The sequence below is a fragment of the Gottfriedia acidiceleris genome (genome assembly GCF_023115465.1).
Taxonomy (GTDB): domain Bacteria; phylum Bacillota; class Bacilli; order Bacillales; family Bacillaceae_G; genus Gottfriedia; species Gottfriedia acidiceleris_B.
This window is the reverse complement of sequence record NZ_CP096034.1, coordinates 2,818,108-2,838,043: the sequence shown is the minus strand read 5'-3', so window position 1 is coordinate 2,838,043 and position 19,936 is coordinate 2,818,108. Positions and strand designations below refer to the sequence as shown.

Below are 19,936 nucleotides of genomic sequence, written 5' to 3'. Positions count from 1 at the left end.
AAATTGAAAAAATTTTTGATTTTACTATTATTAACAATAGGAATGGCTCTTACTATCTATAATTTCTTAATTCATAAAGAAGTTATATATTTGGTATCACATTTGTGTATAGGATTTGGTATTCTTTTAAATACTATTTCTTTATTTAAACACAAAATGTCCAAGTCAGTATTTTATTTATTAATTGTTTGTTTTTCCATTTTTTTAATGTTTGATGCTTTTAGACTTGGAGAAATAATAATTAAAACCTAACTAACGCAGTGCGATTCTTCAATAACGAAGGATCGTTTTTCTTATGCAGCTAAATGGCAGTATAGTTGTATAAGATTGGGTGGGAAATAGGAAAATTTGCATTAGAAATTCTAAGAAGATTATTGTTAAAATTTAATTAAAATATAGTTAATTATACAAATTTTATTAGATTAGGGGATATGTAATTGAAAGAAAAGAAGAATTATAAAATTGTATTGGGGATAATAGTTTATTTATGTTCCTTTGTAGTCATTTTTCCTCTAAGTACACCATTTTTTTTCATTATTGGTGAACTTCTTTATGCTAACGACATTTCTTCATCAACAAAGGAAATAATATTTTATGGCAATATATTATTTATTAGCATTTTAGGTTCCATATCGTTGAATATGATTTTTAAAGAATTAATTTTTAATAAGAATAATAAATTAACTTGGTCAATATTTGTAGCACATTTATTTTTAATACCATTCAGCACAACTTTTTAATTCAACTTGTTTATTATTATAAACTTCTTGTTCAACTAACGCATGCGATAGTTCAATAGTTTAGCAATGAAGACCCAAATCTTCTTAAAGGCAGAGGAGAACATAATAATGAGAAAGATGACATTGAAACTAACAATTGAAAATAAAGAATATATTATTGAAGAAGATCAAAGGTATATTTTTGAATTTAAGTCAGGCTATGAACTTAATGATTCTAAAAATCCATATTGCAAATGTTTGGTAATAGATCTTTCACTTGCTCTTATAGATGATAATGGAAGTATTCGTTTCTTTGTTTTGGATGAAGAATCAGGTGAAGATTATCTAATTGCACAAGAAGAACTTTTATCGATAACTAATATTTAACTAATTTTACTTATACAACTAAACGTATGCATTAGTTGTTTAAGATCAATTCTACATTTTACAGACAAGGGGATTAAGAATGAGTAAAATGTCTATAAAATTAAAAATTGAATACAAAGAATATATTCTTGAAGAAGATAAAGAGTACATCTTTGAATTTAAACCTGGTTATGAATTAGGAAATTCAAATAATCCATTTTCAAAAGTTAGAATGATGAATATAGCATTTGAAGGAGCAAATGGAGAAACATGTTTTTTTGTTTTTCACGAAGAAACAAATGAAGATTACCTAATTGGTGATGATGAACTTATATCGATCACAAATATGTAAATCCTTATACAACTACCATGGGAGTATGTTATAACTTCCATTCACTGTTGTGAATCTGAGGATTCATGGATGGCTAACGCATGCTTTTGTTGAGTATGAGATAAATGGAGGAAATAGCTTGTCACATCCATATGAAAAATTTGAAAATACACCTTTATGGAATGTAATTAATAAAGGTATTAATGATCTTGTAGAAAATAATGATATTGAAGAAACTACTAAAAGAGAGTATATTGTCGGCTATCTTTGTAAGGTGATTATTGAATCGGATAGTAAAAAAAAATGATATCCTTATTGAACTAACTCATGCATTAGTTGAACAACGATTAATTGCTTCGGTGGTCTTTTTTATTTTGCTAAATGGCAGATAAGTTGAATAGGATAAGAAGTTAACATATGCCTTGCACTAGTTGAAGAATGATTCACTTTATGTGGTTTTTTGTTTATAGACAAAAAAAGCTTACCATGAACCCTAGCAAAAATCGTTAGGCTCTATGGTAAGTTTATTTATTCTTTTTTAACCATTTTACGTACATGTGGCAATACATATCGATCTAAGCCATAGCGTCCAGCATTAGGACCAGCAGCTAAAATGATGAAACCTAATACAATAAACGTTGGGTTAGCTGCAACGACACCTGCAAGTAGGAATGAGAAATTCATTGTAAGTCCGAAGAATGCAGCTAATGTTGTAAAGCAACCAAGAATTAATCCAATGCCAATAAGGAATTCTGCATAAGGAATGATTGTATTGAATAAGTCAGCATTAGGTATTGCAAATCGTTGTAAGAAGGCTACGTACCAAGGATAAACAACTCCATTTTGTCCTGCTACTGGATGTTCTACCGCATTTTTCAGGAATCCTGTTGCATCAAATGCTCCTGATTGAAGCTTTAGTAAACCTGAATGTAACCATAGATATCCAAGGTAGATACGAAGGATTGTTATAACGCAGCTGTAATTTTATTTTCTCTTAAAAATTCTCCAAACATGGAAATCTTCCTCTCTTCTATTATTTCTTTATTATTACAATTACACGAGAAAAATAAGCTGTTGATTTACGTTACCATTTCAGTAATTGACTTATAGCTCAGTTTTTTTAGTTAATATAATGTTTATTAAATAACGTTCACAATAAGTTCAATAAAACTTGTTTTAACGATGCTTCGTCTTTATTTAGGATATCGTTGGATCACAGCAGGTTGGGGGAAATTAACTGGTGGGGGATTTGATGCTCTAGTTTCCTTCAGGGAGAAGCAGCATTAGATTCTTCAGGGGCACATCCAGCTGTACAAGTTTGGTGGGCGGATTTTTTAACAACCTTTGCAATACCAAACGTCGACTTATTTTTGGATACTTTACAAAAACAGCAATGTTCTTCGGTTTAATGATGAATTTTTCATACTGAAGCAATAATCGGAGCAATTTTTGATAATACAATTCAATGGTTAAGAGATTAATTTTATTTATATTTAGTTTATTAATAATAATAATTTCTATTTTTATGTTCATAGAAAACTAATTCTAATACAACTACTATGGAAGTGAGTTTTAAACTTCCATTCACTGTGGTGAATTGTTGATTCATGGTTGGTTAACGCAGTGCTTTAGTTGAACAACAAGATTTGCTTTTTTAACTCAGATGCCAAATAATTTAAAAAGGAAAAGCTACTTTTTCAATATAATTAACAAAGTGAACTTTATGATTATCTTGAAGATAATGTGACAATTACTAAATTTGAAATGGAAGTATAACTCATTTTATAAAAGCTTGAACCAAGATATAATGTAGATAGCTTCAACAGTAAGAATGTTAACAATGTATTAGGGGTTTACATAAGAAAGCCATAACCCAGAGGAGGAGTTATTTATGAAATTTATGATGGTGGTGAAGGCTTCAAAGGATTCTGAAGCAGGGACTATGCCAAGAGAACAGATGGATCTGATGTTTGCTGCGATGAAGAAATATAATGAAGAACTGAAGAAAGCTGGAGTTCTGGTGTCAGTTGGTGGACTCCATCCAAGCTCCAATGGTATTCGTATTACTTACCCTGTTCCTGGAGAACCGCCGACCATTACAGAGGGGCCTTTCGCTGAAGTCAATGAGTTGATTGCAGGATACTGGTTCATAGATGTGAAATCTCGAGAGGAAGCTATAGAATGGGCGATGCGGGCGCCAGACCCACATGGTCTTGGAGAAGGACAGATTGAACTTCGCCAAGTATTCGAATAGACTAGTTGGCTAAACATTGGATTAACAATGATTCAAAAGAAGTAATTCATCATTCCAAAACATTTACTTCATTAATCAACCCTAAAACAACTATACTGCCAAATACTGAATGTTGGTATATTTTGATTAAACTTTAAGCTGCTTCGGTAGCTTTTTTTCTTTGTAATAGGTTTAAAGAGTATTATAATTCGAGCACTTGGAATGGTAGATCAGAGGCTAGGGAAAAGTACATTGAATAGTTTGGGAATTAATAATAAAACAAATTCGTTAATTCAACAGTTTTATCAAATAAGATGTGATGCACAAGAAAATTAGAATTAATTAATAAGTTAATACTTTTAATTCCATTTTTGAATAAAGTTAAACGTAGAATAAAGTTAATTTTCAGAAAAAACGATTGAAAACCGACACTAATGTCGTTATAATTAAATAAAAACGACATTAGTGTCGGTTTGAAGGGGGCTAAACAAGATGAAAGGTCTTAGTAATAATAAGGGTTTCTTAACATTAATGGCTGCTCAAGCGATTTCAAATATTGGTGATTGGTTAAGTATTGTCGCAATCATTACGCTTGTAGGGTTAAAATGGAATGCTTCGCCGATTGAGGTTTCATTTATTATATTATGTCTTGCTGTTCCGATGGCTTTATTAGGACCTGTGGCGGGAACGATAGCTGATCGTTTTAGTAGAAAGCAATTAATGGTTTTATCAGACATTGTACGTGCTGGTTTATTTGTTTTACTTGCATTAGCAAATACGTTGTGGATGGTCTATATTTGTTTGTTTACAATTGGATTGTTTTCTGCAGTTTTTAATCCTGCGAAAAATGGTAAGTTAAAGGAACTAGTTTCGAATGAAGAAATAAAGAGCGCGATGTCAATTACAACTATGATTGACTCAGCTACAAAAATTTTCGGACCGATTTTGAGTGGAATTCTAGTTTCCGCAGCTGGAACAACGCCAGTATTTTATATTAATTCTGTATCATTTATTATCTCTGCGATCTTAATTTTCTGGCTTCCAAAAGTTGCCCAGCAGATTAAAGAAGAAAAAGTGAAAAATAAAGCTAAATCTTCCTATAAAACAGAATTTATGGAAGGTGTATCATTTATTAAATCCAATTCTCAAATTTTAGTCGGTATGTTATTTTTAGGTTTTAGTCTCTTAATCTTGCAGTTATCAGATTCGCAAATTATAGTTTTGATAAGGGAACTTAAACATGCGTCACCAGGTTTATTTGGCTATTTAGTAACTGGTTCTGGTGTAGGAATGTTTTTTTCTAGTTTAATATTAGCGAAAAAAACAAATTATCGTGCGTATAATTTGATGTTAATTGGGGTTTGTGGAATCGGATTTGGTTTTGGTATGATGGCATTATTCACACATTTTAATCTCGATTTTTCAATTGTTTGGGCACCAATATTAGGGTTGTTTGCAGGGTTTGCAGCTGGCTTAGTATTTGTTCCATTCCAGGCATCTGTTCAAGTGGATACACCAGTTGAGTTAACAGGTAGAGTATTTGGCGTAATAGGAAGTGTCACTACAACATCAACAATAATTGGACCTTTATTAGGTGGATGGCTATCAACGGTAATTGGTGTCATTCCAACATTTATTATATCTGCATCACTTTTAGTATTAGTCTCACTAATAGGATTCTTAACGAAAAATAGAATGGAGCGGGGGAAGAAAGATGTCTCCGAAAGTCAGCAAGGAGCACCAACAGCAACGTCGAATTAAAATTTTAGAAGCAGCAAAACAAGTGTTTATAGAAAATGGGTATGAAAGAACGACTATGAAGCATGTGATGGACGCATCAAATGTAAGTAGAGGTGGGTTATATCAATATTTTGCTAATAAAGAAGAATTGTTTGAATCACTTTTATATGAGTCACTATTGAGAGTGTCTGAAGAAACAAGGAAACGATTGAATCAACATGTTGATTCATATTGGGAATTACTTTTATTAAGAATGTTCGGTGAAAGCAGAGTGCCAAATGATCGAATGGATCCTTTGGCACCAATTACTCTAGAGTTTTTCATAACTGGTAGAAATGATGAAAGAAGAAAAAAGTATGGGAAAGAACGATATTTTTATGGTATTAAAATCTTTTCTGATGTCATAAAAGAAGGTCAAAAAAACAAAGAATTTAGTAAAAAGTATGATAGTGAAATTTTAGCAAGAATGATTGTTTCATTTATTGATGGACTTGCACTAGACTATGCAATACTCTCAGCGGAAGAAATAATGATGGAAGAACAATCGATTTTGTTTGTGCAATTTTTAAAATTTGCTCTCGAAGTAGAATGATAATTCGGGATTGTTATTAAATTAACTTCCCGAATAGAATTATTGATTTAACATTTTCCAAGTCTTTTCTCCAACAATCCCATCCGGTGTTAGACCGATCTGTTTTTGAAAAAACTTTACGGCATTTGCAGTCTGAGTACCGAAATGACCGTCTGGCGTAATGCCTAAAAGCTGTTGAATAGTAATGACATAAATATTTGAATCTCCTATTTTTATAACATGACCAGGGTATTTTAATGAGTGATTCAATAAATGCCCTACATTTATTTTGAAATTATTAAAAATCTCACTATATTTTACAAATGGGTATGGACATGGTTTTCTAGTAACATCAAAATGACGTACAATATCTTTTTGAGTTAAATTAAACATTGAACATAAATCATTAACGACCATAACTGTTCGATTGATTGTCGTATTTGAAATACGATTATCCTTTTCAACACACATTTCAACTGATATCGATAATAAATTGGCATTTGGCTTTAATGCTTCTACACCTCGAAAGGGTACACCATTCACATAAGTATATTTTTCATTGGCATGGAATGTGACCTCATTTAAAGGGATAATACAAATTGACTCTTTAGGATCCACAAAAATATGTGCCGAAGCATAAGATGGTTTTCGCCCTTGGCTAATTGCCTCTGCATTTTGTTGGGGTAATACCTCACCAAAATATTTATAATGACCGTTAGCAGTTGCACCAGGATTTGCAGTCCAATGAATAACGATTTTATTAACTCCATTTAATTTTTGACCAGATCTTGTATATTGATTAATTGGGATGAATTTATTTTTCCAACTTGGCATGAAAAACCTCCTTATATAAACTTTAAGAATTTTAGGAAAAATGTTTCCAATAATTATCACTAATATTAGATTATGAACACTAAATTTTTATCATGTTGAAAATGGTAGCATTTCATGAATCTGAACGAAAAATAGTACTATAATCGTTTCCGAGACTGAATAAAGCGAAATAGTCTGTGGGAGTTTGGAAGGAAGAATCTGTACGAGACATAGACAGTTAGTTAATTAAATTCGATATAATACATAAAATTGAAAACTAAGAATATGGCTATACTAATGGTGACCAAAGGAGTGATTTGATGAATTTTCGATCAAAGGAACAAATTTTAACGGAGCAGCCATCAATTGAAAGAAAAATAGAATTTAGAGGTAATAAATACAAATTAGTTGATACAGTTCATGATGTTTCACACGGTGGGATTGATGATGTTACATGCTACACTTACCGAAATGAAACGGAAAACGCGGAAATATTGCTATATGTGCAAAAAGGAAAAATTGTAATTGTTGAACCTTAAGAAAAGGTTTTAAGACTGTCCTGTAGATACAGGCAGTTTTTATTTGTTTCAGGACTAATATGATGACATTTAGAGATATTAAGTGAAACGGTAGGTTTGGAAAAATAGGAGGCATATGGATTGAAAAAAATTATTCTTTTATTCTCAATTCTTTTGTTAACTGCTTGTTCGCATAGTAACGGTGCAGTTGAATCATTAAAAAAAGAATATCCTAAAACGATAAAGCAAGTGGTAGATCAATTACCTAAAAATGTACAAAAAGAACTAGTTGTACCAGAAAAGATACCGTTTAGAGCAAAGGATGTCACAATGGATGTACAAAAAAATCAAAAAAATGGAGCTATTAATGCTACCTCGTTTAATTACTCTAATGAAGAAGTAGAGGTCACGATGTTTGTCATCACTTATCATAATAAAAAACCTTCCTTCCAAGATGAACAACAACCATTAAAAACAACCAAATTAAAAGATGGTACAAAAGTTTTGATTGTTGCTGATGATGATAATACAAAAACAATTCGTTGGAAGAAAGAAGGGCTTTATCATTCAATTTCTCTTCTTTTTTCAGAAGAAACTGGTAAACAATACACTATTCGAGATTTAGTAAAAACTGCGAATTCGATGAGTAAATAATGAAAAGTGACCGCCAAAAAAATGACGGTCTTTTTTTATATTAAGAAAGTATAAATTGGCAAACAGAGAAGAAAAATCGACGTAAATCGGTATAAGTATAAATGGAACTACGACTCTGACATCTCCTAAGTGCTCGCCAATCAGCGAATTTTTTTATGAATTTTTAACTTCATTAAGTGCTTCAGTATTTGATTTACTTGGAGCAAAATAACCTTCTGAATTAACTGCAGCTGGTGTAGGTTGCCCTTTATTTTTGTTTTTCTTTTTTACATGCGGATTTTGATTGTGACCCATGAATATCACCTCCAAACTTAGTATGTGCTATTATTCCAACATACTTTCGGAATTGTTATTGACAATAAGTGGGAAGTTACTAAGCAATTTTCTTCTCTTTTTGGGTACTTTTTCTTGAACGGTTCAGAATTAGTAAAGCTAATATTGAAAAGAAGATTGGACCTGCTATCATCCAGATTGTTGAGTTGTAATCACCTTCGATAGCCGGTTGAATGATCGTAAAAAAGTTTGCAAATCCAACTACCAATATAACGAGAATGCTCGCGAATATAGCGGATGAATTTGATTTTAAAATTTGGAATGGTTTATCGATTCGATTATTCCTTTTAAACATTGGATAGGCAATGCCTAAAAAAATATAAGGTAAAGTCATTGAAACATTTGTCATTAAAGTAATTTTATTAAAAAATGCAGATGCTCCTTGACCGCCGAAGGAAGTAAGGACAATAATGATTGAAACAATTGCAAATTGTACCCACATTGCATTGACAGGCATACCTTTTTCATTTGTTTCTGAAAATTTTTTCGGCCATAAATATTTTGGTGTGCCCTTGATGATTGTTTTTAATGGTGCATAAATTAATGTGAAAAATGCTCCGGTATAAGCAAGAAACATTGATAATCCAGTAATTCTTGCAAACAAAATACCAATTAGATCGGCAGTATCTGATGATAAAGTTAAAGCTTTACCAAGTTCTAATCCTAAATTGTACATTAGAACATACGTTATGTTCCCTAAATTTGTTGTACTAGCGCTTAAATCATTAGACCAGTTAATAAAAATTCCTACCAAAAAAATACCTAACGAATATCCTACTGAAATAATAATGGCTGAAATCGTAATCCCTTTTGGAAAATTACGTTCAGCGTTTTCCGTTTGATCAACTAATCCGCCGATTGCTTCTAAACCGCCATATGCAAAGATTGCAAATACAACAAATGATAAGATTGCGAGGGTAGAAAGATAATTTGGATTAGGTGAGTGAGCAAATGCTGATGAAAAGCTTTTTATTGGTTGAGCTAATTTACCTCCATTGAATAGATAAATAAGGATACTTGTGATTAGCAATACTATATTTAATGAGAAAACTGTAACCCCACCAATCGTTGTAACCTTACTAATACTTTCAATCCCTTTTGAGGCAAAATATGTCACAACTAACATCCAAAATAATGCCAATAAGCCAATTGATTGAGTAGATGAAAGTCCAAATAATGAAAGGGATTGCGTTTTGTCTCTACCAAAAATAAAGGTTGATAGCGGAATCCAAACCTTTGAAGAGACACTAACCATATAAATTACATAGGAAGAGAACCACATAAAGGTTCCAATAAATGCGAATCTAGGCCCAACTGAATCAGCCATCCATGTATAAATTCCACCTTCTGAATGCTTATATGCAGCTCCGAACTCAGCCATCATAAAAGCAAAAGGAATAAAAAACGTAATAGCTGAGAGTAAATACCAGGGAATTGCACTATATCCCATTAAATAAAAAGCTGTAGGTATATTTCCAAAACCATATACAGTTGTAAAAACCATTAAAATTAAGCCAACGAGTGAAAGTTTTTTACTCAAGATCTCACCTCAGGTAATTAGTCGATTATAAATGAATAGTAATATTTTCTTCAATAATCGGTAATTTATGAGGACATAATAACCATTCAGGTTTACTAATCTTTTTAAACATAATAAAGAATAGTTTCGTTCTATTTTTCAAACGCTAAGTTGATTAATAAATACTTAAAATGCTTTTGTGAAAGAGAAAGGATGAAATAAATGAGCTTTAATGAAGTAGTATTTAGAGTTATATGCTCATTTTTTGTTTTATTTATTTTAACAAGATTAATGGGGAAGAAGGAAATTAGTCAATTAGATGTTTTTACATTTGTAACAGCTATTACAATAGGGAATATAGCAGCTTCAATTACGACATCTAAAACATTAGATATTGGGGATGGGATCATTGGATTAGTTGGCTGGGCGGTTTTGACGATTATCATGGGGTATTTAAGTTTAAAGTCTAAAACTGTTCGTCGGGTGATTCTTGGAGAACCAATTATTTTAATTAGACAAGGGAAAATAATGGAAAATGCATTAAAAAAGGCTAGATTAGATACAGAGCAATTTCAAGGAATGCTTCGTAATGAGAATATTTATTCGTTAAAAGATGTAGAGTACGCTATTTTTGAAATCGATGGCAGTTTATCTATTATGAAAACAAAAGATGTTAAAACGAAAAAAAATAAAACATGGAAAAAAACTTTATTATTTCCGACTTCAACAGCAGTGGTATCTGACGGAGAAGTAAATGAAGACGCATTATCAAATTTAAACTTGGATAAAAGATGGTTAATGGCTCAACTCGAAAGGGTAGGCATAAAATCAGTTTCAGATGTGTTTTTTGTTGAAGTACAAACAGATGGGTCGTTATATATCGACTACCGAGAAGATCATTTCAATGAAGAGGAAAATTAATTGACTCACATCCTAAGTGGATATGAGTCAATTTAGTTTTTGTCAAATTATTCGTAAATCGGCACCCAGCCTTCAGTTGTAACAAACAATCGAACAGCAACTACTTTACGATCATCTGCTAATGTGAAGTAGTGACGTACATTTGGTGGTACAGAAATTAAATCGCCAGGATTCAAATTAACATGGAAAAAGCCTTCATTTCCTTCGATGATGAACGTACCATGACCACTAACAATGAACCGAACTTCGTCATCTGTATGATGATGCTCACGGTTGAAGTTTTTAAGTAATTCATCAAGATTTGGAGTTGCTTCTGATAGAGTAATAATATCACTCGCTAAATAGCCACGTCTTGATGAAATACGATCGATTTCAGCTTTAAATGTTTCAAGAATCGCTGCTTTTTCATCATCTGATAAAATAAATTTTTCTTGTAACGAACTATCTAATTGTTCGATATTCCAATTTTCATAAATGACACCTTGTTCTTCTAAATATGCTTTTACTTCAAGATCACTTGTAATATGATAATCTTTTTTTTCTACCCAAATTGTTGCCATTCTTCATTCCTCCTAATTAGTTCTTAATAAATGTATTTTTTTGTATTCCTTGTAATGCATATTGGAATAGAAACTCATATGCTTCTAGGTGTTTTTTTGCTTCAAATGCTGATTCGGCCCATACTGTTATACCATGATTATGAATTAATACAGCACCATGATCATTCTTTATATGTGGAAGAAATTCATTTGCAAGAGTAGGGATATGCGCATGATTTTTTATAATTGGAATTGTAATTTCTGCATCTTCTTCCCAAAGACCCAATGCTTTAATAATTTCAATACCAGAAAAAGATAACTCATCTTGATATGGGAAATCCTTTGTTATAAAGTTATTTGCTAAAGTGTGTACATGAAGAACGCATTTAGCATTTGTGTGTTGATAAATTAGGCGATGTAAAATGGCTTCAGCTGATGGTTTTTTTGATTCATCCCAAACAGATTTGTCAAATTCATTAACGAGTAAAAAATCGTCATAAGTATGTTTAGTTTTATCTTTACCACTAGTTGTAACTAAAAAGTTTAAAGGATTTTCATTTACTTTAATTGATAAATTTCCGCTAGTTCCTAAAAACCAATCTCGATCAGCCAGTACTTTTTTTACTTCACGGATTTCATCAAAATGTTTGAAAAAGTCCTTCATACTAGCACCTCCTTCTCTAATGAAGCTCGAATATCATAGAAATTTTCAAAAGGAATGAAAGGTAAAGCTAGTTCTTCACATTTATCTTTTAAGAAATCTCGAGCAAAAATTAAATTAGCTTCTTTTGCAATTTGTAAGTCAGTAATTGAATCGCCAATGACAATGATAAAATCATTTGCTTCACTAAATTTTCTCTTAACAGATGGTTTGCACATTCCACAATCATTCGTACAGTTTTGATCACAAGAGTGGTCCCAATGAATTTTTACAGTTTGGCCTGTAAAGTCGGTACGATTACATAAAATATCCGAGGGTGAAAGGTAATCCGCTAATATTGGATGAACAAAAAAATCTAGTCCGCCACTTACAACTTTTAACTCGTATTGCTGAACGCTTACAAATTGAATAAAATCCCTAAAACCATCTCGAATGACAGTACGATCGATTACAAAATCAGTCATTTCTTGTTTTTTAGTTGAAGGAATCGTAGCAAACATTTTCTCTACGCCTTCTCGAATCGAGATATTGCCATTTAATACTTCACTTGTTAATTCACTTACTGAAGGTGGAGCAAATTCTTTAATTAAATTAACGATATTGTCTCCCACCGTAATTGTTCCATCAAAATCACAAAAAATCTTTATTGCCATTGTTGTTTACCCCCAAAGTTGTAATGCTTTTTGTAGTGATGTATTTGGAAGTGCATAGTCTTTTAGCTCAACTCCAGATAATGTTGCTGAAATTGCTTCTCTAAATGCATTACCTCCACCGATTGGTCCATCCGGATGACCATGAACACCACCGCCAGCGTTGATAACTTGCTCAATTCCAAAATCTTGAATTAATTGAGGCACTAGTCCTGGGTGAATTCCAGCAGAAGGGACTGGGAATGTCTCTTTTAATCCATTTGATACTGTTAAATTTTCAGCGATTTTTAAAGCTGTCTCTTTTTTTAATGCAACTGATCCATATGGTGAAGGGAAAAGACTAAAATCTGCACCCGCAATTCGTAAAAGTTTACCAAGTAATAATCCTGCGTCAATACCATAAATTGGAGAGGAACTAAACGCACCCGACACAGCAGGATGAGCCATAATTGGTATATTAATTGATGGATCTTCTACCAATCCTTGCAGGACATCAATTCCATACGAGAATACATTTAATAAAAATACATCAGCACCAGCTTCAGCAGCACGTAATGCTTTTTCTTTTAACTCATATGTACGGCCCGTTAAATTTACCGCGTATAATGTTTTGTGTCCTGTTTTTTCATAAACTTGGTTCAAAATATTTTTTCCGTGAGTGACACGATCCGTAATAGATGTAATTGTGTCAAAAAGAATCTCGTCATCTTTAATTAAATCAACGCCACCTAAAGCTTGCTTTTTTAATTCTTCGGAAATGTATTGAATATCTCTGCCGATAATTGATTTGAAAATGCTCATTAATAAAGGTCGATCATATACATCCAATTTCTCTCGAATACCTTTAATACCAAATTTTGGACCCGGAAAAAGAGCTAAAATGTCATCCGTAAAATTTAAATCAATTAGTTTAATTTCACCATCAAGGGATAGCTTACCGAAAACTGTTGTTAAAATTGCTGGTAGATCAGCTGAAAAATTTAAGCTAGGATAATAGATTTCAATAATCCCTTTTGTCGGTTTATAGCCTAAAAAGTTAACGATATTTTCTTCGCATTCTATTTCACGAACTGAAAGAACTTTGCCTTTATGCTTTTGTAATTGAATTTGATCATTTTGAGGTAAATTTGTCCACGAACCAATCGTTAAACCTAACGCGATTGACTCTGCCTTTTTTTCTAACTGATGATTTTTATCATAAACTTGGTAAGTTGCTATTACTCCACTCATTTCAAAACCTCCAAAAATTTTAATCAAACAAAAAACCTCTCCACTAAGGAGAGGTTTACCTACACCTTATCTGCCAGCAAATGCTGCGAGAATTAGCACCGTACTAGTTAACTAGCCGGTTGCCGGGTTTCATCGGGCTCGGTCCCTCCACCTACTCTGAATAAAGTAATATTTAATTTTGAATTTTTAATCTAATCGCATTATTTCATGAACAATCACAATTGTCAAACATTAAATTTTGAAAATATTTCTATCTCTTTTAATCTAGTAACTGCTTCTTTCAATCTGTCAGTATCAGAAAGTAGGCCAACTCTTACATAGCCTTCACCATATTCTCCAAATCCATTTCCAGGAGCGACTGCAATGTGAGCCTTTTCAAGTAATAGATCAGCAAATTCCTGTGAGGTAAAGCCTGATGGGATTTTTAACCATGCAAAAAATGAACCTGCTGGTGCAGTTACTTCCCATCCAATTTCGTGACAACCGCTAATAAATACATTTCTACGCTCTTCATATAGTTCCAATAGTTGTTTTACACTTTCTTGAGATTCAGTTAGCGCAGCAGTGGCAGCTTCTTGAACAGCAGGGAAGATGCTAACATAAAGATGATCCTGTAATAGATTAATTGCTGAAATAACCTCTTTATTTCCAACTGCAAAACCGATTCTCCAGCCAGCCATATTATAAGTTTTAGAAAGGGTATAAATTTCAATCCCGGATTCCTTTGCTCCTGGCGTTTGAAGATAACTTAAAGGTTTTTTGCCGTCAAAACCAAATGCACCGTAAGCAAAATCATGACAAACGGTAATTTGATTATTTTTTGCTAGCTCAACAGTTTCTTTAAAAAATTCTTCTGTTGCTATAGCTCCTGTGGGATTATTTGGATAATTAATAAATAATATTTTACTAGCTTCCAAAACATCCTGAGGAATTAATTTATAATCTGGTAAAAATTGATTTTCTTCAAGTAATGGAAGCATGTATGGAACTGTTTTTGAAAGAGATATACCAGATAAATAGTCTGGATAGCCTGGGTCTGGAACTAAAATTGTATCTCCTTCGTCACATAAACAAAGTGGTAGCTCAACTAATCCAGCTTTTCCACCGAATAATATGGCTACTTCTTCATCTGGGTCTAAATCAACATCATACTCTCGTTTATAAAATTCTACAACAGCATTTTTTAAAGAGCTCATTCCTCTAAACGGAGAATAACGATGAGTTAATGGGTTCTCAACAGACTTTTGCAATGCTTTTATAATATGGTCTGGTGTAGGTTGATCTGGATTTCCTTGACCAAGATTAATGACATCATGACCATTACCTATTGACTGATTCACTTTTTGGACTAGTGAAGCAAAAAATTGTTTTGGTAAATTGTTTAATAGTTTACTATGATTCAAGTTAATCACTCCAAAAATATAATAAAATTAATTTGAATAGATCGTTTCTTAATCGAATGATTTTCATGAACGACTGTTGCAATAACTTTCACCATCATATATGCTCGATTTAAAAATGTCTATAAAATTTAGAATAGGGTGAATAAATTGTGATTAAAATTGCGTGTATTCAATCTGACGTTATTTTAGGTAAATCAAAAGCTAATTTAGAAAAAATGAAAACTCAAATAAACGAAGCTGTTAAAGAAAATGTCCGTATAATAGTATTACCAGAATTATGGACAACAGGCTATTGTTTGGAAGAAATTGGTTTGCACACAGGAGAACAAGAAGCTGTTATTTCTGAACTTCAGTCCATCGCAAAATTAAATAACGTAATATTGATTGCTGGTTCGTTCCCAATTGCAAGGGAAAATGGTGTTACGAATACGTTATTTGTTATTAGCTGTACTGGCGAATTAGTAAAAACTTATGATAAAGTTCATTTGTTCCAGTTAATGAACGAGCATCATTATCTACAATCAGGTGAAACAGATGGCCTTTTTGAAATTGATGGATTAACGGCTGCAGGTTTTGTTTGCTATGATTTGCGTTTTCCGGAATGGATTGGAGCTCATTCCCAAAAAGGTGCAAAAGTTTTATTTTTCGTTGCCGAATGGCCAATTCAAAGAATGAACCATTGGGAAATCTTATTAAAAGCAAGAGCAATCGAAAATCAGTGTTATGTTGTTGCTTGTAATCGAGTAGGAAAAGATTTAGCAAATACATTTGGTGGAGGATCAATGATCATTGACCCTTGGGGAGAATTAGTTACTAAAGGTAGCACGAATGAAGAAATCGTTTTTGGCGAAATTGATCCGAAAAAAGTCGATGAAATACGTGGTACAATTCCTATTTTTGAAGACAGAAAAGAAGAAATTTACAAAAAGTTTTAAAAAAGTAATTGACAAATTAAAAAACGATAAACTAAAATACGATTATAAAATCAAATATGCGAACTCTTATTTCGAGTAGGCGGAGGGATTTGGCCCGACGATGCCCAGCAACCGACCGTAATACCATTGTGAAATGGGGCGTATTGAATACGCCTGAGCTTAAATGCTCAGTAAGGCACGGTGCTAATTCCAACAGAAAAGAAATTTTCTGGTAGATAAGAGACGAAAGCCAATTAGCATTGCCTCTTTTCGTCTCTGAAAAGAGGCTTTTTATTTTGCAAAATTCAAGGGGGATGAATTTAGTGACTGTCATTGAACGAAAAGAATATAGACCATTAACAGAAGCAACTGCAATTACTTATTTACAAAAACTTGGCTATTTTAAAAATGAACTATGTGAATGCATAGAAATTGGGGATGGGAATTTAAATTTAGTATTTAAAGTTAATCCAGTAGGAAGCGAGAAAGGGTTAATTATTAAACAGGCTCTACCATACGCAAAAGTTGTTGGTGAAAGCTGGCCACTTACTTTAAAGCGAGCTACGATCGAGAGTAATGCGACAAAAATATACAATGAGTTAATCCCGTTACATGCACCGAAAATTTTAGAACATGATGAAGAGCAAGCCGTAACTGTAATGGAGGATCTTTCACACTTACAAATTTTACGAAAAGGTTTCATTGAGAAAAAAAGCTATCCGTTTTTAGCTGAACATATCGGTGAATTTTTAGCTAAATCATTATTTTTCACTTCAGACTTCGGAACTTCACCAGCTAAGAAAAAAGAGCTAGAGTATCTTTTTAATAACCCTGACTTATGTGATATTACAGAAAACCTTGTTTATACAGATCCATTCTTTAACAGTGAAACAAATAGTTTTGAAGAAGAATTAACAGATGAAATTCAAGGACTATGGAATGATGCAGATTTACAAATTGAGGTTGCGAAACTAAAATTAGATTTTTTATCGAAAAAAGAAGCTTTATTACATGGTGATTTACATACGGGAAGCATTTTCGTATCTGAAACTGAAACCAAAGTAATTGACCCGGAATTTGCATTTGTCGGACCGATCGGATTTGATTTAGGGCAAATTCAAGCAAATTTGCTTTTTCAACTTTTCAGCCGTACTGAACTAAAAGACGAAATTATTGAACACATTTTAAACATTGAAAAAGTGTTTAATGAAACATTTATTCGACTATGGGAACAGCATAGTGTTAGACCATTTAACCAAAAAGCTCTGATTAAAGAAAAATTAGAAGGTTATTGGGTGGATGCAATTGGGGTTATTGGATGTGAATTAATCCGAAGAAGTATCGGTCTTGCTCACGTTGAAGATATTGATTCATTAGAACATAATCAAAAAATAGAAGCAAAGAAAAAAGTCTTAAAATTCGGAGTTTATTGTATAAAAAATAGATTTACTATTAGGAATATTGGAAATTTACTTATTGGATTGGAGTAATAATCGATGACTACATTACAGCAAATACCTGAATCATTACAATGGAACGGTGAAAGTTTAAAAATTTTAGACCAAACTAAACTACCAACGGAAATACACTATTTTGATGCAACGACATTATTAGATGTACGTGAAGCAATCGTAAAATTACAAGTAAGAGGAGCACCAGCGATTGGTTTAGCAGCTGCATATGGACTTTATTTAGGTGTTCGAGAACTTGAAACTGAACAAATTGATGAATTTCATCAACAAGCAAGATTATTAGCGGATGAACTAATTAGTGCTAGACCAACTGCAGTTAATTTAGCATGGGCCGTTGAAAAACTAATTGGATCAAGTAAAGAAGCAGTGACTGTATCCGAAGCTAAATTAATCATCATGGAAGAAGCGATTAAATTACATGTAGCAGATGAGGCAACTTGCAAGGAAATCGGAGAAAATGCTTTAACATTATTACATGACGGAGCTGCAGTATTAACTCATTGCAACGCAGGGAGTATTGCGACAAGTCGATACGGAACAGCTTTAGCTCCACTTCACTTAGCAAAAGAAAAAGGCTGGGAAATTTCGGCTTATGCAACAGAAACAAGACCAGTATTTCAAGGTGCGAGACTGACATCTTGGGAATTGAACCAAAGTGGTATTCCAGTTACATTATTAACTGATAATATGGTCGGCTACTTATTACAAAATAAAAAAGTAGATGCAGTTATCGTTGGTGCTGATCGCATTACAGCAAATGGAGATACTGCAAATAAAATTGGAACTTTACAATTAGCGATTTTAGCTAACTTTTACCAAATTCCATTTTATGTAGCTGCTCCATTATCGACAATTGATTTATCAATCGAATCAGGGAATGAAATTGTAATTGAACAACGCGACCGTACTGAAGTAACGCATATCGGAAATGTTCAAATTGCCCCTGAAGGAATAGATGTATTAAATCCAGCATTTGACGTGACGCCGAATGAATTAATAACGGCGATTATTACGGAAAAAGGAATTGTTTCTAGCGATTATAAGGAAACGTTTAAAAGTTGGGAGCAGGAGTAATTTAACTCCACTAAGTGAGCATTCATCAATTGTAAAAGTCCCTCAATTAGGTTTTGAGGGATTTTGATTGATAATTAAATGATTGTATTTAAAAGAGAAAAAGAGAAATTACGAATACAATTTTATTCGTTACGTTTTTCCCTAGGAAATAGTTAAAAAGTGCAGCTTTCTTCATTCTTACTTCATACTTGTTCAATCATAAAACTTTATTTGTAAAAGATTGGCTAGGTAAAGTTAAGTTGTGATTAAAAATATAAAAACCCCAGATTTTGAGTTTCAAAATATACGTTTTTTGAATCGGAATCTTCTATTAATATAGAAACTATATATAAAATCCTGAAAATACATAATAAAGCCAATCCTTTACTGTAGGGATTGGCTTTATTATGTAACTAATGTTTAGCCCCGATTATTTCTTCTATTTAGGAACTTGGTCTGTATGTTGAAGAATTTTAGATTAAAACAATTTCCGTTGTTAACTAAGTATACTTTGGTTGACTAACATGATCGCCTTTATAATCGTTTTTTTGAGCTAATTTGGCAGATAGATGAATAAGGAATGATATACTTTATGGAAGAAAAGAGATGATTATGGAGCGGTAAGAAAATGAAGCCAAGCTAAAATAAGCCCAACAAATAATCGTATTTAATCATAAATGAAGAGAATACAAACCGTTATAATCTCCAAACTAATGGAGATTATTTTTTTTAATAAAATAGTAGAATTTTACCTAATATTGCATAGAATAAAAAACAAATATTTTCATGTTAGATTTTCTAACATCGTATTGACAGATTATCTAACATGAAATAAAATACTTATAGATGAACGAAAGGAGCATTGCTATGAATGATCAAGTAAGACGCTCAACGCCACTTTTCCCAATCGGAATAGTCATTTCGTTAACTGAATTATCTGCAAGACAAATTCGATATTATGAAGAGCATGATTTAATTCGTCCAGCTCGTACGGAAGGTAATCGTAGATTATTTTCTTTCAATGATGTCGATCGTTTATTAGAAATTAAAACTTTTATAGAACAAGGCTTGAATTTAGCAGGAATTAAAGAAGTACTCAATTTAAAATCGTCAGAAAAATCCAAAGAAACAGTGGTTCAACAAGTCATTGTTGAAAAATCAATATCAGATGAACAGCTTCGAAAAATGCTTCGTCAAGAGTTATATCAAAATGGTAAGTTAGGTAGAACTTCTTTACGACAAGGCGATATTTCTCGATTCTTTCATTAAGTTATTGATTAAGTCAGGATTATTCTA

Annotated in this window: 23 protein-coding genes, 2 pseudogenes and 2 riboswitches; of the genes and pseudogenes, 15 read left to right on the top strand and 10 right to left on the bottom strand. The window is 32.5% G+C overall.

All coding sequences use genetic code 11. The features are described 5' to 3' along the window. The first annotated feature begins 437 nt into the window (after positions 1 to 437). The 4 genes from MY490_RS13490 (at position 438) to MY490_RS13475 (ending at position 1,723) form a co-directional block, all read left to right on the top strand. Positions 438 to 740 carry a hypothetical protein gene (locus MY490_RS13490; protein ID WP_248266188.1) on the top strand — a complete coding sequence of 101 codons (303 nt, stop codon included), beginning with the start codon at positions 438 to 440 and terminating at the stop codon, positions 738 to 740. Positions 741 to 848: 108 nt separating this feature from the next. Next, the gene (locus MY490_RS13485; protein ID WP_248266187.1) at positions 849 to 1,106 is read left to right on the top strand and encodes a hypothetical protein; all 258 of its coding nucleotides are present in this window, start codon (positions 849 to 851) and stop codon (positions 1,104 to 1,106) included. Between the two features lie 79 nt (positions 1,107 to 1,185). Beyond that, a complete protein-coding gene (locus tag MY490_RS13480; protein WP_248266186.1) occupies positions 1,186 to 1,437 on the top strand; it encodes a hypothetical protein in 252 nt (83 codons plus the stop codon). 118 nt (positions 1,438 to 1,555) lie between these two features. Next, the gene (locus tag MY490_RS13475; protein ID WP_248266185.1) at positions 1,556 to 1,723 is read left to right on the top strand and encodes a hypothetical protein; all 168 of its coding nucleotides are present in this window, start codon (positions 1,556 to 1,558) and stop codon (positions 1,721 to 1,723) included. A 221-nt stretch (positions 1,724 to 1,944) separates the two neighbouring features. On the opposite strand, the gene MY490_RS22255 is transcribed toward MY490_RS13475, so the two are convergent. Together MY490_RS22255 and MY490_RS22250 are read right to left on the bottom strand one after the other, a co-directional pair. After that, entirely contained in the window at positions 1,945 to 2,100 is a 156-nt protein-coding gene (locus MY490_RS22255; protein ID WP_348983766.1) for a hypothetical protein, read from the bottom strand. A gap of 54 nt (positions 2,101 to 2,154) precedes the next feature. Beyond that, a pseudogene (locus tag MY490_RS22250) lies at positions 2,155 to 2,370 on the bottom strand (Crp/Fnr family transcriptional regulator); the annotation flags it as partial. A 228-nt stretch (positions 2,371 to 2,598) separates the two neighbouring features. Here MY490_RS22250 and MY490_RS13465 point away from each other — a divergent pair. From MY490_RS13465 to MY490_RS13450, 4 genes and pseudogenes are all read left to right on the top strand, one after another. Then, positions 2,599 to 2,842, top strand: a pseudogene (locus MY490_RS13465) (hypothetical protein); the annotation flags it as partial. Between the two features lie 465 nt (positions 2,843 to 3,307). Next, the gene (locus MY490_RS13460) at positions 3,308 to 3,670 is read left to right on the top strand and encodes a YciI family protein (protein WP_248266184.1); all 363 of its coding nucleotides are present in this window, start codon (positions 3,308 to 3,310) and stop codon (positions 3,668 to 3,670) included. A gap of 471 nt (positions 3,671 to 4,141) precedes the next feature. Further along, positions 4,142 to 5,410, top strand: coding sequence for an MFS transporter (locus MY490_RS13455; protein WP_248266183.1), 1,269 nt, complete (start codon positions 4,142 to 4,144; stop codon positions 5,408 to 5,410). After that, positions 5,364 to 5,981 (top strand): TetR/AcrR family transcriptional regulator, encoded by a 618-nt coding sequence (locus MY490_RS13450; RefSeq protein WP_248266182.1) that lies wholly within the window; start codon positions 5,364 to 5,366, stop codon positions 5,979 to 5,981. The genes MY490_RS13455 and MY490_RS13450 overlap by 47 nt, the downstream gene beginning before the upstream one ends. A gap of 39 nt (positions 5,982 to 6,020) precedes the next feature. On the opposite strand, the gene MY490_RS13445 is transcribed toward MY490_RS13450, so the two are convergent. Continuing rightward, on the bottom strand, positions 6,021 to 6,794 hold the full coding sequence (locus tag MY490_RS13445) for a peptidoglycan recognition protein family protein (protein WP_248266181.1): 774 nt from the start codon (positions 6,792 to 6,794) through the stop codon (positions 6,021 to 6,023). A gap of 299 nt (positions 6,795 to 7,093) precedes the next feature. Between MY490_RS13445 and MY490_RS13440 the strand changes: the two genes are divergently transcribed. Then, complete coding sequence (locus MY490_RS13440) at positions 7,094 to 7,312, top strand: hypothetical protein (RefSeq protein ID WP_248266180.1); 219 nt, start codon at positions 7,094 to 7,096, stop codon at positions 7,310 to 7,312. 120 nt (positions 7,313 to 7,432) lie between these two features. Then, positions 7,433 to 7,945 (top strand): hypothetical protein, encoded by a 513-nt coding sequence (locus MY490_RS13435; RefSeq protein ID WP_248266179.1) that lies wholly within the window; start codon positions 7,433 to 7,435, stop codon positions 7,943 to 7,945. Between the two features lie 153 nt (positions 7,946 to 8,098). Here the strand turns inward: MY490_RS13435 and MY490_RS13430 are convergent, their stop codons facing one another. After that, positions 8,099 to 8,239 carry a hypothetical protein gene (locus MY490_RS13430; RefSeq protein ID WP_175403438.1) on the bottom strand — a complete coding sequence of 47 codons (141 nt, stop codon included), beginning with the start codon at positions 8,237 to 8,239 and terminating at the stop codon, positions 8,099 to 8,101. 79 nt (positions 8,240 to 8,318) lie between these two features. Further along, a complete protein-coding gene (yjeM, locus tag MY490_RS13425) occupies positions 8,319 to 9,818 on the bottom strand; it encodes a glutamate/gamma-aminobutyrate family transporter YjeM (protein ID WP_248266178.1) in 1,500 nt (499 codons plus the stop codon). Between the two features lie 201 nt (positions 9,819 to 10,019). Between yjeM and MY490_RS13420 the strand changes: the two genes are divergently transcribed. After that, on the top strand, positions 10,020 to 10,718 hold the full coding sequence (locus tag MY490_RS13420; RefSeq protein WP_248266177.1) for a DUF421 domain-containing protein: 699 nt from the start codon (positions 10,020 to 10,022) through the stop codon (positions 10,716 to 10,718). Positions 10,719 to 10,765: 47 nt separating this feature from the next. Here the strand turns inward: MY490_RS13420 and MY490_RS13415 are convergent, their stop codons facing one another. The 5 genes from MY490_RS13415 to MY490_RS13395 all read right to left on the bottom strand — a co-directional run bounded on the left by MY490_RS13415 (position 10,766) and on the right by MY490_RS13395 (position 15,210). Further along, positions 10,766 to 11,278, bottom strand: coding sequence for a cupin domain-containing protein (locus MY490_RS13415; RefSeq protein ID WP_248266176.1), 513 nt, complete (start codon positions 11,276 to 11,278; stop codon positions 10,766 to 10,768). Between the two features lie 16 nt (positions 11,279 to 11,294). Continuing rightward, on the bottom strand, positions 11,295 to 11,921 hold the full coding sequence (locus tag MY490_RS13410; RefSeq protein WP_248266175.1) for a methylthioribulose 1-phosphate dehydratase: 627 nt from the start codon (positions 11,919 to 11,921) through the stop codon (positions 11,295 to 11,297). Then, entirely contained in the window at positions 11,918 to 12,571 is a 654-nt protein-coding gene (locus tag MY490_RS13405) for a 2-hydroxy-3-keto-5-methylthiopentenyl-1-phosphate phosphatase (RefSeq protein ID WP_248266174.1), read from the bottom strand. The genes MY490_RS13410 and MY490_RS13405 overlap by 4 nt, the downstream gene beginning before the upstream one ends. Positions 12,572 to 12,577: 6 nt before the next feature. Then, on the bottom strand, positions 12,578 to 13,798 hold the full coding sequence (locus tag MY490_RS13400; protein WP_248266173.1) for a 2,3-diketo-5-methylthiopentyl-1-phosphate enolase: 1,221 nt from the start codon (positions 13,796 to 13,798) through the stop codon (positions 12,578 to 12,580). A 63-nt stretch (positions 13,799 to 13,861) separates the two neighbouring features. Further along, positions 13,862 to 13,965: riboswitch (SAM riboswitch) on the bottom strand. A 57-nt stretch (positions 13,966 to 14,022) separates the two neighbouring features. Further along, complete coding sequence (locus MY490_RS13395) at positions 14,023 to 15,210, bottom strand: pyridoxal phosphate-dependent aminotransferase (RefSeq protein ID WP_282439796.1); 1,188 nt, start codon at positions 15,208 to 15,210, stop codon at positions 14,023 to 14,025. 143 nt (positions 15,211 to 15,353) lie between these two features. On the opposite strand from MY490_RS13395, the gene MY490_RS13390 reads away from it, so the two are divergent. From MY490_RS13390 to MY490_RS13375, 4 genes are all read left to right on the top strand, one after another. Beyond that, the gene (locus MY490_RS13390) at positions 15,354 to 16,136 is read left to right on the top strand and encodes a carbon-nitrogen family hydrolase (protein ID WP_348983798.1); all 783 of its coding nucleotides are present in this window, start codon (positions 15,354 to 15,356) and stop codon (positions 16,134 to 16,136) included. A 63-nt stretch (positions 16,137 to 16,199) separates the two neighbouring features. Further along, positions 16,200 to 16,358: riboswitch (SAM riboswitch) on the top strand. 71 nt (positions 16,359 to 16,429) lie between these two features. After that, the gene (gene mtnK, locus MY490_RS13385; protein WP_432707079.1) at positions 16,430 to 17,605 is read left to right on the top strand and encodes an S-methyl-5-thioribose kinase; all 1,176 of its coding nucleotides are present in this window, start codon (positions 16,430 to 16,432) and stop codon (positions 17,603 to 17,605) included. Between the two features lie 6 nt (positions 17,606 to 17,611). Continuing rightward, a complete protein-coding gene (gene mtnA, locus MY490_RS13380; RefSeq protein WP_248266169.1) occupies positions 17,612 to 18,661 on the top strand; it encodes an S-methyl-5-thioribose-1-phosphate isomerase in 1,050 nt (349 codons plus the stop codon). Between the two features lie 846 nt (positions 18,662 to 19,507). Continuing rightward, on the top strand, positions 19,508 to 19,909 hold the full coding sequence (locus MY490_RS13375; RefSeq protein WP_248266168.1) for a MerR family transcriptional regulator: 402 nt from the start codon (positions 19,508 to 19,510) through the stop codon (positions 19,907 to 19,909). The last annotated feature ends 27 nt before the right edge of the window (positions 19,910 to 19,936 follow it).

Excerpts from the sequence above, each read along its gene's own strand:
- MY490_RS13485 (WP_248266187.1), top strand. The coding sequence starts at position 849 with ATGAGAAAGATGACATTGAAACTAACAATTGAAAATAAAGAATATATT.
- MY490_RS13480 (WP_248266186.1), top strand. The coding sequence starts at position 1,186 with ATGAGTAAAATGTCTATAAAATTAAAAATTGAATACAAAGAATATATT.
- MY490_RS22255 (WP_348983766.1), bottom strand. The coding sequence starts at position 2,100 with ATGAATTTCTCATTCCTACTTGCAGGTGTCGTTGCAGCTAACCCAACG.
- MY490_RS13460 (WP_248266184.1), top strand. The coding sequence starts at position 3,308 with ATGAAATTTATGATGGTGGTGAAGGCTTCAAAGGATTCTGAAGCAGGG.
- MY490_RS13455 (WP_248266183.1), top strand. The coding sequence starts at position 4,142 with ATGAAAGGTCTTAGTAATAATAAGGGTTTCTTAACATTAATGGCTGCT.
- MY490_RS13450 (WP_248266182.1), top strand. The coding sequence starts at position 5,364 with ATGTCTCCGAAAGTCAGCAAGGAGCACCAACAGCAACGTCGAATTAAA.
- MY490_RS13445 (WP_248266181.1), bottom strand. The coding sequence starts at position 6,794 with ATGCCAAGTTGGAAAAATAAATTCATCCCAATTAATCAATATACAAGA.
- MY490_RS13440 (WP_248266180.1), top strand. The coding sequence starts at position 7,094 with ATGAATTTTCGATCAAAGGAACAAATTTTAACGGAGCAGCCATCAATT.
- MY490_RS13430 (WP_175403438.1), bottom strand. The coding sequence starts at position 8,239 with ATGGGTCACAATCAAAATCCGCATGTAAAAAAGAAAAACAAAAATAAA.
- MY490_RS13420 (WP_248266177.1), top strand. The coding sequence starts at position 10,020 with ATGAGCTTTAATGAAGTAGTATTTAGAGTTATATGCTCATTTTTTGTT.
- MY490_RS13415 (WP_248266176.1), bottom strand. The coding sequence starts at position 11,278 with ATGGCAACAATTTGGGTAGAAAAAAAAGATTATCATATTACAAGTGAT.
- MY490_RS13410 (WP_248266175.1), bottom strand. The coding sequence starts at position 11,921 with ATGAAGGACTTTTTCAAACATTTTGATGAAATCCGTGAAGTAAAAAAA.
- MY490_RS13405 (WP_248266174.1), bottom strand. The coding sequence starts at position 12,571 with ATGGCAATAAAGATTTTTTGTGATTTTGATGGAACAATTACGGTGGGA.
- MY490_RS13400 (WP_248266173.1), bottom strand. The coding sequence starts at position 13,798 with ATGAGTGGAGTAATAGCAACTTACCAAGTTTATGATAAAAATCATCAG.
- mtnK (WP_432707079.1), top strand. The coding sequence starts at position 16,430 with ATGAATTTAGTGACTGTCATTGAACGAAAAGAATATAGACCATTAACA.
- mtnA (WP_248266169.1), top strand. The coding sequence starts at position 17,612 with ATGACTACATTACAGCAAATACCTGAATCATTACAATGGAACGGTGAA.
- MY490_RS13375 (WP_248266168.1), top strand. The coding sequence starts at position 19,508 with ATGAATGATCAAGTAAGACGCTCAACGCCACTTTTCCCAATCGGAATA.